Annotated in this window: 9 protein-coding genes; 6 read left to right on the top strand and 3 right to left on the bottom strand. The window is 42.2% G+C overall.

Annotated elements, in window-relative coordinates; all coding sequences use genetic code 11:
- Together DXB77_RS08680 and DXB77_RS08675 are read left to right on the top strand one after the other, a co-directional pair.
- Window positions 1–1,569: a glutamate synthase subunit beta gene (locus DXB77_RS08680; protein ID WP_118663039.1), complete on the top strand. Its 1,569-nt coding sequence runs from the start codon at window positions 1–3 to the stop codon at window positions 1,567–1,569.
- Between the two features lie 230 nt (window positions 1,570–1,799).
- The gene (locus DXB77_RS08675; protein WP_118663038.1) at window positions 1,800–6,002 is read left to right on the top strand and encodes an Ig-like domain-containing protein; all 4,203 of its coding nucleotides are present in this window, start codon (window positions 1,800–1,802) and stop codon (window positions 6,000–6,002) included.
- 486 nt (window positions 6,003–6,488) lie between these two features.
- On the opposite strand, the gene DXB77_RS08670 is transcribed toward DXB77_RS08675, so the two are convergent.
- The 3 genes from DXB77_RS08670 to DXB77_RS08660 are packed head-to-tail and all read right to left on the bottom strand — an operon-like array spanning window position 6,489 to window position 9,363.
- Window positions 6,489–7,724, bottom strand: coding sequence for a 6-phosphofructokinase (locus tag DXB77_RS08670; RefSeq protein WP_021944724.1), 1,236 nt, complete (start codon window positions 7,722–7,724; stop codon window positions 6,489–6,491).
- 46 nt (window positions 7,725–7,770) lie between these two features.
- Window positions 7,771–8,718 (bottom strand): phosphatidylglycerol lysyltransferase domain-containing protein, encoded by a 948-nt coding sequence (locus DXB77_RS08665; protein WP_117808751.1) that lies wholly within the window; start codon window positions 8,716–8,718, stop codon window positions 7,771–7,773.
- Window positions 8,719–8,757: 39 nt separating this feature from the next.
- The gene (locus DXB77_RS08660) at window positions 8,758–9,363 is read right to left on the bottom strand and encodes a hypothetical protein (RefSeq protein ID WP_118663037.1); all 606 of its coding nucleotides are present in this window, start codon (window positions 9,361–9,363) and stop codon (window positions 8,758–8,760) included.
- 461 nt (window positions 9,364–9,824) lie between these two features.
- Here DXB77_RS08660 and DXB77_RS08655 point away from each other — a divergent pair, with 461 nt between their 5' ends.
- From DXB77_RS08655 to pheS, 4 genes are all read left to right on the top strand, one after another.
- Window positions 9,825–11,381, top strand: a complete 1,557-nt coding sequence (locus DXB77_RS08655; RefSeq protein ID WP_118663036.1) for a SpoIID/LytB domain-containing protein — start codon at window positions 9,825–9,827, stop codon at window positions 11,379–11,381.
- Window positions 11,371–12,288 carry a YihY/virulence factor BrkB family protein gene (locus tag DXB77_RS08650; protein WP_117808749.1) on the top strand — a complete coding sequence of 306 codons (918 nt, stop codon included), beginning with the start codon at window positions 11,371–11,373 and terminating at the stop codon, window positions 12,286–12,288. Before DXB77_RS08655 ends, DXB77_RS08650 begins: the two co-directional genes overlap by 11 nt.
- Before the next feature lie 98 nt (window positions 12,289–12,386).
- The gene (locus tag DXB77_RS13320) at window positions 12,387–12,938 is read left to right on the top strand and encodes a type II secretion system protein (protein WP_242996199.1); all 552 of its coding nucleotides are present in this window, start codon (window positions 12,387–12,389) and stop codon (window positions 12,936–12,938) included.
- 429 nt (window positions 12,939–13,367) lie between these two features.
- Window positions 13,368–14,387: a phenylalanine--tRNA ligase subunit alpha gene (gene pheS, locus DXB77_RS08635; protein WP_117808748.1), complete on the top strand. Its 1,020-nt coding sequence runs from the start codon at window positions 13,368–13,370 to the stop codon at window positions 14,385–14,387.
- Window positions 14,388–14,396: the final 9 nt, after the last annotated feature.

The following is a 14,396-nucleotide window of genomic DNA, read 5'->3' as shown; positions in this document are numbered from 1 at the left end:
ATGGGAAAGCCAACGGGATTTTTAGAATATGAAAGAGAAACCAGTATAGAGATCGCTCCGGAAGAAAGAATTAAGAATTTCAATGAATTCCATATACCATTAAGTCTTGAAGAACAGAAGATCCAGGCTGCCAGATGTATGGACTGTGGTGTTCCATTCTGTCAGGCAGGTATGATGATCGGCGGTATGGCATCCGGTTGTCCGTTAAATAATCTGATCCCTGAATGGAACGATATGATCTATAATGACAACTGGGAACATGCTTATGCCAGACTGAGCAAGACCAATAATTTTCCTGAATTTACCAGCCGTGTATGTCCGGCTCTCTGTGAGAAGGCGTGTACCTGTAATATTAACGGTGATCCGGTATCCGTAAGAGAAAATGAACGTGCGATCATTGAATATGCCTATGCAAATGGTCTGGTAAATGATCAGCCTCCAAAAGGAAAAACTGACAAAAAAGTTGCCGTGATTGGTTCCGGTCCATCTGGACTTGCTGTAGCGGATATGTTAAACAGCCGTGGACATGACGTCACTGTATATGAGAGAAGTGACAGACCGGGCGGACTTCTGATGTATGGTATTCCAAATATGAAACTGGAAAAAGAAGTCATCGACCGTAAGATCGCATATATGGAAAAGCGAGGCATCCGTTTTATATTAAATACAGAAGTGGCAACCGGAAAGTCCACAGCAAAGTCACCGTATCCAAAGGATGACCAGATCACAGGATATCTGAAGAATCCAAATCAGAAGTATGTAAAGGCAGAAGATCTGTTAAAGGAATATGATGCAGTTGTACTTGCCTGCGGCGCATCCAATCCAAGAGATATCAAGGCAGCAGGCAGAGATGCGAAGGGAATCTATTTTGCGGTTGATTTCTTAAAGACAACGACAAAGAGTCTTGTAAATTCAAAGTTTGCAGATAAGCAGTTCGTGAACTGCAAGGGTAAAAATGTTCTGGTTATCGGCGGCGGTGATACCGGTAATGACTGTGTGGGAACTGCCGTCAGAGAAGGAGCAAAGAGTGTTACCCAGCTTGAGATGATGCCGAAGCTTCCGGATCAGAGAGCAGAGAATAACCCATGGCCGGAGTGGCCGAGAGTCTGCAAGACCGATTATGGTCAGCAGGAAGCAATTGCAGTATACGGACACGATCCTCGTATCTATGAGACGACCGTTAAGGAGTTCTTAAAGGATAAGGATGGTAATGTGAAGGGGGCCAAGTGCGTAAAACTTGACTGGCAGAAGGATCCAAAGACCGGCCGTATGAATATGACAGAGGTACCGGACAGTGAGTATGTGATCGACTGTGAAGTCGTTCTGATCGCAGCCGGATTTCTTGGCAGCCAGAAGTATGTAGCAGACAGCTTTGGTATAGAATTGAATGAACGCACCAATGTAAAGACTGCATGCCCGAAGTCCTATGCAACGAATGTGCCAAAGGTATTTGTTGCAGGTGATATGCACAGAGGTCAGTCGCTGGTCGTATGGGCGATCCATGAAGGTAGAGAAGCTGCTGTTGCAGTAGATTCGATGTTGGTTGGATATACAAACCTGAACAGCTAAATATATTTATAGAAGAAACTGTTATGCAGATGTCCGGAGTAAGGATGTCTGCATGGCAGTTTTTTCTGTTAAATATGTGCAAATTTTCTAATTTTTTGGGTTTTCTTTTATACTTATTGACAGAAAAACCGGGGGCGTTTAAAATAGAAGTTATCTAGGTGAACTCTGCCCGGAACGATGTTTTAACAGAACAAAATCAGGCAGATGAGTAAAAAGAAGGAGAGTAAACTATGAGAAAAGGTAAGAAATTTATCTCAGCGGCACTAGGGTTTGCGCTGGTATTCCAGTCGTTTGCCGGAATTGGTCCGGTAGCTGTCGCTGCAACGGGAGATGTAGATATCAATTCGACATTTACCGACGCGAACTTTCGGTCATATGTATCATCGAATTTTGATACAAATAAAGATGGCACGTTGTCAGAAAAAGAAATTGATGCGGTAACATCACTGAATGTAAGTATCAGTACATATTCAAAGAAGATATCAAGTCTTGCAGGTGTGGATGTATTTACATCACTGGAATATCTGAACTGTTCTGGTCAGGCAATTGGAAGTCTGGATGTAGCGGATCTGGAGAATCTGAAATCTATTAATGCATCGAGCGACCAGTTGACGACATTTACATTACCAAAGAAAGCAGAACAGCTTGCTTCTGTTAATCTTTCCCATAATCAGATCACAGATATCACATTCCAGACGACTTATGCAGCTCTGAAAGAATTAAATGTATATGGAAACCAGTTGACTTCGATCGATCTGTCAAAGCTTCCGGCACTTGTGCGGCTGAATGTTGGTTACAACGTATTGTCGGCACTGGATCTGAGCAAGAACACGAATCTGGAATTCCTGCACTGTCAGAGTATGACAAAGCTTCATACGTTAGATATATCAAGCAACAGTGTGGATCATACAAAATTAGCCTATGTTGATTGTTCCTACATGCTGTCAGGTGGAGAAGGTGGAATCAATGAGCTGGATATTACAGGTGATACCGGTCTTAAGACACTGATCGCAGATGATAATGCCATATCTGTATTAAATATGGATGGAGCAACGTCACTCCAGATACTGAGTGTAGCAGGAAATAAGATCAAGTCGATCGATGTGTCCAAAGAATCCAGTCTGGAAACATTGAACCTGTCCAATAACAGTATCCAGTCTGTGGATGTCAGCAAGAATGCGGTTCTGAAATATCTGAATCTTGGAGCTATGCTGTTAAGCACGATCGATGTTACGAAGAATCCGTTACTGGAGAAGCTGGATCTGAATTCCAACCAGCTCATGGATATCGATGTGAGCAAAAACACAGCACTGACAGAGCTGGATCTTTCGAATAACCGGTTACAGAGAATTGACGTTAAGAATAATACAGGTTTAACTACATTGAAGCTGGATAATAATGCTTTGGTTGCAATCGATGTATCTTCCTGTCCTGGACTGTTGGAGGGTGAGTTCTCCTGTACAAATAACAGCAGACATATTTCTCTGTCAGAGCCAAACTACATCTTTAATATGGCGGATTTGGTAGCCGATGGATATCAGTCAGAGTATTCCGGTGTAGACCGTAAGGATGATACGATCGGATATGCATGTATCCGTACGACGGATCAGAATGGTAATAATCTGATCAAGAATGCAACACTTCAGGGATACACCTTATATACAGACGTTACCAATGAAAAGACACAGAATGTTGAATATAGTTACTATATCGGACTTGGAAAACAGACAGCAAAGTTTAAATTAATTGTTGATAATCCATTATCCTTAATTGTATGGTATACCTCAAATGGCAGCATTGTGAATAGCGGAAATGCAGAGTTAAGCCTTCGTGTCGGTGATACCACAACATTAGTTGCAAAGGATAAGAAGGAGAACGAATATTCCAAGGATATCATTTCCTGGAGCTCCAGTGATCCAAAGGTATTCAAGGTAGATAATGATGGCACGCTTACCTGTGTTGGCGCAGGAACAGCAACCCTTTATGTAAATATCAATAACAAAGCAAGAGCTTATATGACGATCAGCTGTCATAAGCCGGTAACAAAGGTTGTATTAAAAGACAAACAGAATGTTGAATATAATGATGGTGATACGATCGACCTGGTAGCAGGAAGCTGGGTTGGCGATGACCTGAAAACAAAAACACTTACAGCAACCTGCTATACAGATGAAGGCGTAGCAGACAAAGAGTATTCAGGCGTTACTTATAAGGTTACAACAACAGCAGATAAAGACAGCGCATCAAATTATAAAGTTGCAACTTGTACCAATGCAGGCGTGTTGACAGCAAAGGGAGCAGGTACAGTATACTTACATTGTATTTCAAAGGATTCAGGTGTAGATACAGTGTTAAAGGTAAATGTTTCCCAGATGGGCGAAGGTGTAACACTGTCAGAACAGAAGACAACGATGTTCACAGGTGTATCTAAGACATTCACAGCAACAGTAACACCGGATACCGCAACAAACAAAGAACTTGTATGGTCATCCAGTGATGAAACCGTAGCGCAGGTTGACCAGAATGGTAAGGTAACAGCAATTTCTGAAGGAACTGCTACTATATTCTGTAAGCTGAAGGCAAATCAGGGAATATATGCAAGAGCAGAGATCACAGTATATACAAGTGCAAATGGTGTAACCTTAAATCACACAGAATATACCCTGATCAAGGGAGCAACTGCAGAGGAAAGAAGAGTAACACTTGTTGCAAAGATCCAGGCAGAAGATACATCTTTATTTAAACCGAAATACAGCAGCAGTAATCCGGAGATAGCAACCGTAGGAACAACCACGGGTATTGTAAGTGCAGTAGCACCGGGAGAAGCCATTATTACCTGTACGATTGCAGATGGTATATCAACCGAGTGCAAGATCACAGTTATACAGAGAGTAACCGGAATCCAGATTGTAAGAGAAGGAACTGTTATGAATTCCGGAGAGAAGATGAAAGTAACAGCAAATGTTATGCCTGCAGATGCAAGTAATCCGGATGTAGAGTGGTCATCTTCGGATGAGAACATTGCAGCAATTGCTGCTGATGGAACGATCACTGCATTAAAGCAGGGTAAAGTAATCATTTACTGCAAGGCTCTTGATGGAAGCGGTAAACAGTCACAGTTTAATCTTACAATTAATGAACTTGCAAAAGATATTACCGTTGATCAGACAAATGTAGTCGCATATATTGATAAAGATACGGTTGTAAAAGCAAAGGTAACACCGGATACAGCAACCAAAAAGACACTGTCCTGGTCATCGGATGATACATCCATTGCAACCGTTTCGGGTGGAACAATGACAGTAGATGGAATCTCATATACGATCGGAAGAATCCGTGGTGTTGCACCGGGAACAACAACGATAAGATGTACAACACAGGATGGAAGTAATATTGAAAAAGAAATTAAAGTCACAGTTGTACAGCAGATCACAAATATCACACTGGATAAGACAGCAGTTGAGATCAATGCAGGCGAAAAAGCTTCGATCGCAGCATCTGTATTACCGGCAAATGCAGGTAATAAGAAGGTTGTATGGTCATCTTCCGATGAGAAGATCGCAAAAGTAGATCAGAAGGGTATGATCACAGCGGTTGGAAGAGGTACAGCCGTAATCACATGTAGTGCTGCAGACGGAATGGGTGCTAAGACAACCTGCCGTGTAACGGTTAAGCAGAGAGTTACATCAATCAAGTTAGATGCAACGACAATGAAATTATTTGTGGGCAATAAACAGTCCTTAACACAGACGGTATTACCGGAAAATGCGAATATGGCTACTGTAGAGTGGAGCTCCTCAAATGCAAAGGTTGCACAGGTAACATCTTATGGTCAGGTTACTGCAATGGCAGCAGGAAAGGCAGTTATTACATGTAAAGCAAAGGATGGAAGCGGCGTATTCGCAACCTGTAGTGTTACGGTTGTAAATCCGGTACAGTCCATCAAACTGAATCAGACGCAGAGAACAATCTTAAAGGGTAAGAAATATACCTTAAAAGCAAAGGTTGGACCAAAGAATGCAACCAGCAAGGCTGTAACCTGGAAGTCTTCAGACAAAAAGATTGCAACAGTAAGCTCAAAGGGTGTTGTAACTGCTAAGAAAGCAGGTCGTGTAACGATTACATGTACTGCGAAGGATGGAAGCAATGTTTACGCAACCTGTTCTGTAACCGTTGCAAATCCGGTTAAGACGATCAAACTGAATAAGAAAAAGGTTACGATCAAGAAGAAGGGAACATATCTGTTAAAGGCAACAGTAGGACCAAAGTCAGCAACCAATAAGGCTGTAACCTGGAAATCTTCAAACAACAAAGTTGCTACGGTATCTGCAAGTGGTTTTGTAACAGCTAAGAAGAAGGGCAAAGTAACAATTACTGTGAAGGCAAAGGATGGCAGCAAGAAAACTGCAAAATGTATTGTAACAGTAAAATAAATATAAGGATTTGGTGAACATGACCGGTATTTCCGGAGCATGGGAACAGTAAAAAGCAGGATATCCAATACCTCCGATAAGGAGTGAGGATATCCTGCTTTTGTTATCTTAGGCTTTTGAATCTATTGGGCATATTGTGCATGAGATCCTTGAGGCGAAATAAATATTCGTGAAAGAAAGGACAGAGCTATAGAAAATATGCGCAGTCCGTATAAATTAAATAAGCCCTTCTCAAAAGAAAAGGGCTTATCTAATATCTTCAACAACAAAGAAAAAAATTATGAATTAAGAACTGTCTATATAATAACGATAAATTATGAACAAATTATGACCATAAAAACAACGATTTGCAAATTAAAAGTAAGTTTTTTTTGACATATTTTCATACGTTGTGCGTTTTATACAAAAAAATCCATGCGCATTGTTTATCTTGATGAATTCACCGGACGCATGGATTTTTGATTGTATTTTTTGATGTACAGGCAATTAATGTAATAAGTGATCGACCGGAAGATATACAGGAAGTCCATCTTTATACTGTAATGAAACCTCACCGATGATCAGAGGACGAAGATAGTCGATCATTTCGTCTGTGACATCATTTCCTGCTTCATTGATCCATTCAACCGGAACGGATTTTGCTTCGTTTGCAATATCAGCAACATCGGCGGATTTGATCACCCACTGATACGGATCGTTTGAGATTCGTTCGATCGCAGCCATGATACCGGTCTTGCCTTCAGCAGCATATTTGACTGCTGCCTGGCCAAGAGAAAAAGATTCTGTAATATCGGTTCTGGATGCAATATGACCGGCACAACGCTGTAATACATTCAGCTCGATGGAACGTACTTTAACACCGATTTCATCACGAACCAGATATTCCAGAGCCTTGCCGGCACCGCTTAACTGTGCATGACCGAATTTGTCTGCAACAGCAGAATCTGAGCTGATGTAGTTGCCGTCAGCATCGTGAATACCCTCCGAAACAGCAACAATAACCGTTTTCTGTTTTGTAAGTTTATCTTTAACATCGGCTAAGAACTGTTCTTTTGAAAATGCAACCTCCGGAAGATAGATCAGATCCGGAGCCTGACTGTAGGTTGTTCTGGCCAGAGCGGAAGATGCAGTCAGCCAGCCGGCATCCCGACCCATAATTTCGATGATGATAACTGCCGGAATCTTATAGATATAAGCATCATGTGCAATCTCTAATACGGTGGAAGCCACATATTTGGCAGCAGAGCCAAAGCCCGGTGTATGGTCGGTTGCAAACAGATCGTTGTCGATCGTCTTTGGTACTCCGATGATCTTAACATCTGACTGGATGGATTTGGCATAGTTGCTGAGCTTTAAAACGGTATCCATGGAGTCATTTCCACCGATATAGAAGAATGCACTGATTCCGTATTCTTCAAAACGTTCAAATATCTGCTTATATGGAGCGGGATCCTCGGTATAATCCGGGAGCTTGTAACGACAGGAGCCAAGATACATGGCTGGTGTAAGCTCCAGTGTATTCAACATAGGAAAATGGGAGAGTGCCATCAGTGACATATCCATCATATTATTTTCCAGAACGCCGGTAATACCATGCAAAGAACCATAGATTCTTGTAAAACTACCGGATTTTCGAACTCCATCGATCACACCGGCTAAAGAAGCGTTGATTGCAGCGGTAGGACCGCCGGATTGAGCTACGATACAATTTTCTTTTTTCATTTTTGTCTCTCCATTCTTTTGTTCTATCAATTACTCAGTAGTGCTGTCAGATTTCAGCTAACTGAATGATTCCTTTTTTATAGAGGATATCCGGAACGTAGGACATCTTAGACTTACGAAGTCCGGGAAGTCCGAGATCCTCTTCGCGGTTTACATAGGTATAAGCCTGAAGCTCATGCGTGACAAATGACTGATTGATCATAGGATAGATGCCGTCAATACTGTCATCTGCTTTCTCAAAATGTACGTCAAAGGTATCTGCGGTCAGCGGTTCCCCTAAGGTAAATGCAGACGGGATGTGATTGACGTAGATGATTCCTCCGGTCATCTGAAGTTTTTTCCTGTTTGCAAGAGCTTTCCGGATGATATTATATTCATAAGCATGTTCTTCTGCAAGATCCGGCTGCAGGACATCGTGTTTTTCCACCCAGTATCTGGCGACTGCAAGACAGGCATCGATGTGCTCATCTGTGATTGTATAGTATTCATAATCCGGGTAATTACGCAGAAAGCTGTTGATATGATTCCGTTTGCCATGCAGCTTCTTTCCATGCAGACCGGTCAGCTTTTCTACTGTGTAGATATAGTCAAAATCACCTGGATCCAGAGTATAAGAGAAGTTTTTGCCGTACCAGCCGGAGATGATTTCATACATTTCCAGTGTCGCACAGTGGACACTGGGGGTTACACCCTTTGACTGAAACCAGGCACAGATTTCTTCAAATACGGCTTTTGCATTCTGAAGATAGACAGGATCCTGAAGATCTTTCACAAAATCTTTGCCTTTGCCGAGCGGAAACGTAAAAGAAGAAGGTTTTCCGCCTTCTTCTGATATAAATACAAGCATACCAGAGAGGATTGTATAGGATACATGGTATTCCTCTGCCCATAAGATGGCATTTCCAGGACAGAAACCACAGTCTCTGATACTGGTACCTCTCAGATACGGAGTTAAAATGTCAAGTTGCGATAAAGTTGGTTTTATAAGTTCCATGTATATGTCTTTCTAATTCTTAATTCTTCTACTATATTTTTATTCAGGACTATAGAGCAGGGTTAACAGATTCTTACGACCGTAGGTCATAAGGCCGTCAATGATCGCTTTTTTATTGTCCTCTGAAGTCCTGATCTCAACAAGCTGCAGCAATGCATTTACATAGCTGGTCCAGCGTTCATAGATCTTGCGCTGTGCATCTGTCGATACCGGAGGAAGCGAGGTGACTGGAGCATCGTCATCATCCGAGGATATGCCTGTTATATGGAATACAGGAGAGTCCGGTGTCAGGGCTTCAATTCCGTATGCGATCATATAGAGCTCTTCGGTTCGCACCAGACCGCAGTCATACATTTCCACAACCAGATCATTGATACATTCTTCCAGTTTGTTGAAATGATGTTCGCAGCGGAGACGGGTGATCGCATCGCCATCTTCCATATCCTCTTTGTTATACCAGTAACCCATATCGGCCTCTGTGTCACCTTCCAGTGCCTCTTCATATTTCTTTTTCACAGCAGTTGTCCGGCGGCTTCGTTTGTTTGCCATTTTTTCCTTTGATACCTGGATAGACCAGACGATCAGAGCGATAAATGCAAGAAGAAGTAATATGCCAAAAACAACTGTCAGAATCGATTTGATCATAGTTCATTACCTGCCATATTATTGATTGGATCTGCATAAAATGCAATAAAAAAAAATCATACCTACAACATATTATACTACAGAGTGCCATTCCTTTTCAATTCTTCTATTTGAAAAAATGAAGGCAATAACCAAATTTTAGGGCTTGCATGAGTAGTATGCCTATAGTATAATTACGTTAAAGCTGAGATGTACTAAGCTTCTTGCGATTTTGAACCTACATTTGAATAAAAGGGATTCCTATATTGCTGTTTGCGATGTCAGGCCTCTTCAAACGTGGAAGGCAGAGATTCAGTTGCGGTTGCCCACCTAGCATTGGCTAGGACTCAAAATGCAGGAACGCATTTCAGTTTTCAACAAATGATAAAGAGAGCAGCATCTATGATGCTGCTTTTTCTTTCGATATACATGTGCAGCAGAGCACATGTATAAATAAATTATGTCACAGGAACTGGAATTTTATGAAAAATTTTTTAAAATTTTTAACCTTTTGTGTGATGATCTTGTTGGTCGTTTTGATCATTTATGCAGGAAAATATGCTGTAAAAGAAAAAGAAGAAATACCGGAAGAATATAAGCAGACCGATATTTCCATATTATCAAATCTTCGGGATTCAGCAGGCGCCGGTGTTGTAAAAGAGTCGGACAGTCAGGCAGATAAACAGGCACGGGAAGCCATGCAGACCGATCATACAGCGGAGCTTCCTGTTTTGTCGGAGCAGAACATGCCAGATACGATCCGCGTTCTGTTGTCCGATGACGGAAGCTACTGGCAGTCAGAAGTCCGGGTGAGCAGTGATTCGGACCTTCGTGTTATCTGCGGGCAAACAGAAACAAGCTATAAGAAAGGAACGGAGATTGATCTGGCAGAGCTTACCGGGGACGCAGATCCGGTTTCCTTAACGATCATTCCGGAGCAATATGGAAAACTGACAATAGAGAGCTTTCATAAATCAGAAGGAGCACCGTCCTATCGGGGAAAGCTGCAGATAAAAAAACAGGGGAATAAATACTGTATTGTAAACGAACTGGCGTTTGAGGAATATCTGTATGCGGTTGTTTCCAGTGAGATGCCTTCCTCATATGAGAAAGAGGCGCTGAAGGCACAGGCGGTATGTGCAAGAAGCTATGCAGTTAGAAGGATCCAGGATGGTGCATTTGAAGAATATGGGGCGGATCTGGATGACACAACTGCCAGTCAGGTATATAACAATGTATTTGAAACAGAGGAAACGATTCATGCAGTACAGGAAACTGAGGGACAGATCCTGACCAATGACGGGGATGTGGTAAATGCATATTTCTTTTCAACTTCCTGTGGAACGACATGCCGGAATGATGACGTCTGGGGTGGAGAGAAGTTAGATTATCTGAATGATCAGTTGGAGATTTATACAGAGGCGGATCGGAAACGGTTAGGAGATGCAACTGTTATGCTCGATCATGGATATTTTCAGATAGGGGATGGCAGATTGTCAACGGAAGAGGTATTCCGTGCATTTATCGATCAGACGGTCTATGTGAACAGTATTGAGAAAGAAGAACCATTTTACCGCTGGCAGGTTACGCTGACGGCAGATCAGATACAGACACTTGCGGGTGCAGATATCACAGATCAGACCGGAGAGATTGAGAAAGTCCGGGTCACGAAAAGAGGAAATAGCGGAATTGCCCGGAATATGGTATTATACGGGAAACAGAGTTCTGTTACGATTGAAGGGCAGATGGAGATCCGTGAACTTCTGTGTTCACCGGATGTTGTGATCCGGAAACAGGATGGAAGTGAAACATCAGGTTTTGATCTGCTGCCAAGTGCGTATTTTTATATTACGCAGGATAAAGAGGGAAATTATCAATTGCATGGTGGCGGCTTTGGTCACGGAGTCGGCATGAGCCAGAATGGGGCAAATGATCTGGCAGAAGCAGGATATGGATATGAGGAGATCCTGTCTCATTATTATAATGGAACAGAACTTGAGAAATTGAGAGAAACGGGAAATAAAACAAATGAAGAATAAAGTAAACCGGGTGAAAGAGAAAATCGAATGGATCCAGAATCTTACAGTTGTACGGATGGTTCAGGGAGCAATGAGGATCAACAAGGATAATCAGTTGTCTGCGTTTGCGGCACAGGCGGCTTTCTTTCTGTTGCTTTCTTTTTTTCCATTTGCAATGATGCTCCTGATCGGCATTCGTTTTCTTCCGGTAACACAGGCGGAGTTTATAGAGCTGGTAGCGGAGATGATACCGGGAAAGATGGCAGAGACACTCAGCTTTATGGTCGATGAAATCTACAGTACGCAGGTTGGAACGACGATGATCGTGTCAGCAGTCGTAGCAGTCTGGTCGGCGGCAAAAGGAACGATGGCGATCGAACGAGGACTCAATTTTATGGATCGGACGAAGGATACCAAGAATTATATATTACGAAGACTGACAAATGCATTATATACGCTGATATTCTGCGTGATGCTGATCGCACTGGTCGGTGTATACGTTCTTGGCAATACAATCATGGAAGATATTCTTGCAAAGACAAACTGGGTGGATTATTCCGAGAAGATTTTCTTTTATTCCAGACTGTTAACTGCGCCGGTACTGGTATTTGCAGTTATTTTACTAATCTATTGTCGTCTGCCGGATAATCATCTGCGTTTGAAGACAGCAATACCGGGGGCGGTATTCACAACTGTCTGCTGGGTATTGTTATCAGCGGCATTTTCATCCTATCTTACTTATTTTGGAATCAATACTTATATGTACGGCAATCTTGGAGGCATGGTCATCGCAATGCTTTGGCTGTATATCTGTATGTATATCCTGCTTTTGGGAGCAGAGCTGAATCTGTTCTTCCGTGATGAGATCCGGTCTGTATTCCGGAAAATCCACACAGACCTTCATAAAAAAAGAACTAAAAAAGATTAAAGTTTTATAAAAAATAGTTGAAAAAACGACAGGAGAGAAATATACTAAGCGTATATGAGACGAGGGGAAATCGTTCAATAAATGGAGGAAAGTTTAATATGAAAAGAAGAACATGGAAGAATTCAGGTTTTTCACTTGTAGAGCTGATCATTGTGATCGCGATCATGGCAATTCTTGCAGGTGCACTCGCACCGGCACTTATCAAATATGTAAAAAAATCCAGACTGCAGGTATATCTTGATACGGCATCAGAGATTGAGAAATCCGTTGTAAATATGGTTGTGGATGCGGAAGAAGATGGCTATGCGATCCGTGCAGTGACTTATAAAGGTTCAACGGATGGTGGTTCAGGATCAGGAAAGTTGATTTGTGCAACTGCTTCCGGTTACGCAGACATGGCGAATTCTTCAGATAAATCAAAGTATTTTTCTGAAATGTTTCAAGCAATGGGAATGGGCAGTATTACCCTGTATATGAATGGTGGAATTCCGCTTCAGATTGCATTGTCAGAAAATGGAAAAGTCGTTGCCTCAGATCCGGCAACAGGTGTGAGTTCTGAGATCCTGTTATCTGACCGGCATGGGAATCTGAAGGCAAAACTTGTCTATTCAACAGAAAAATCTGAATGGGTGATCGCAGAAAGTTATTGACACATATTAAAAATGTGCTATATTTAAGTATAGTTTTAACCATCCTGACTATAAGCGGATGGAAGAGAAGACGTTGAAGATGCAAAAGATGGGATATGTCTGACAGAGAGATCGGGTCATCGGCTGGAAGCCTGATCGAGCACCATATTTCATTTAATTTCACATCCGAGTTTTATCTCTGAGAATTCTTTAAACGGAAGCGTAGGAGATAACGGGTTATGACCGTTATAACATAGAATGAGTGCTGACAGCGCCGGGAAGACCGGATGTCAGAATCAGGGTGGTATCGCGGTTGCTCCGTCCCTTTGTGGACTGGGGCTTTTTTTGTGTACATCATCGGGCCGGGAGGCAGGAGGGTGTATCCCAAGCAGGAATATTCCGCATGTTTATTCACAAATATTGAGAAAATATAAATAAGGAGAATGAAAGATGAAAGACAGATTAGAGGCAATCAAAGCAGCAGCACTTGCCAAGATCAATGAAGCAGATGTGCTGACATCCTTAAATGATGTAAAGGTATCTGTACTCGGAAAAAAAGGTGAACTGACCCAGGTATTAAAGGGTATGAAAGATGTAGCACCTGAAGACAGACCAAAGGTTGGACAGATGGTAAATGAGGCACGACAGGCAATTGAGACAGCCTTAGAGGAAAAGTCAAAGAAGATCAATCAGTCACTTCGTGCAGAGAAGATGAAGCGCGAAACGATCGACGTTACCCTTCCGGGAATCAAGAAGATCGATGGACACAGACATCCGAATCAGATCGCTCTTGAAGATCTGGAACGTGTATTCATCGGTATGGGCTATGAGATCGTAGAAGGCCCTGAAGTTGAATATGATAAATATAATTTCGAATTATTAAATATCCCTGCAAATCATCCTGCAAAGGATGAACAGGATACCTTCTATATTACAAAGGATATCCTGCTCCGTACACAGACATCTCCGGTACAGGCAAGAATCATGGAGAAGGGCAACCTTCCGATCCGTATTCTTTCACCGGGACGAGTATTCAGAGCTGATGAAGTAGATGCAACACATTCACCATCCTTCCATCAGGTAGAAGGTCTGGTTATCGATAAGAACATTACGATGGCTGACTTAAAGGGAACCTTACAGCAGTGGGCAAAGGAATTCTTCGGTGAAAACACAAAGGTTAAGTTCCGTCCACATCATTTCCCATTCACAGAGCCATCAGCAGAGATGGATGTAACCTGTTTCAAATGTGGCGGAAAGGGCTGTCGTGTATGTAAGGGAAGCGGCTGGATCGAGATCCTTGGCTGTGGTATGGTTCATCCAAAGGTACTTCATGACTGTGGCATTGATCCGGAGGAATATTCAGGATTTGCATTTGGTATCGGTCTGGAGCGTGTAGCACTGTTAAAATACGAAATCGACGATATGCGTCTTCTTTACGAAAACGATGTACGTTTCTTACAGCAGTTCTAAAAAACAGGA

The sequence above is a fragment of the Clostridium sp. OM05-9 genome, assembly GCF_003481465.1.
In the GTDB taxonomy this organism is placed as follows: domain Bacteria; phylum Bacillota; class Clostridia; order Lachnospirales; family Lachnospiraceae; genus Coprococcus; species Coprococcus ammoniilyticus.
This window is presented reverse-complemented; position numbering and strand designations above follow the sequence as displayed.

Excerpts from the sequence above, each read along its gene's own strand:
- DXB77_RS08675 (WP_118663038.1), top strand. The coding sequence starts at position 1,800 with ATGAGAAAAGGTAAGAAATTTATCTCAGCGGCACTAGGGTTTGCGCTG.
- DXB77_RS13320 (WP_242996199.1), top strand. The coding sequence starts at position 12,387 with ATGAAAAGAAGAACATGGAAGAATTCAGGTTTTTCACTTGTAGAGCTG.
- DXB77_RS08665 (WP_117808751.1), bottom strand. The coding sequence starts at position 8,718 with ATGGAACTTATAAAACCAACTTTATCGCAACTTGACATTTTAACTCCG.
- DXB77_RS08660 (WP_118663037.1), bottom strand. The coding sequence starts at position 9,363 with ATGATCAAATCGATTCTGACAGTTGTTTTTGGCATATTACTTCTTCTT.
- DXB77_RS08680 (WP_118663039.1), top strand. The coding sequence starts at position 1 with ATGGGAAAGCCAACGGGATTTTTAGAATATGAAAGAGAAACCAGTATA.
- DXB77_RS08655 (WP_118663036.1), top strand. The coding sequence starts at position 9,825 with ATGAAAAATTTTTTAAAATTTTTAACCTTTTGTGTGATGATCTTGTTG.
- DXB77_RS08650 (WP_117808749.1), top strand. The coding sequence starts at position 11,371 with ATGAAGAATAAAGTAAACCGGGTGAAAGAGAAAATCGAATGGATCCAG.
- pheS (WP_117808748.1), top strand. The coding sequence starts at position 13,368 with ATGAAAGACAGATTAGAGGCAATCAAAGCAGCAGCACTTGCCAAGATC.
- DXB77_RS08670 (WP_021944724.1), bottom strand. The coding sequence starts at position 7,724 with ATGAAAAAAGAAAATTGTATCGTAGCTCAATCCGGCGGTCCTACCGCT.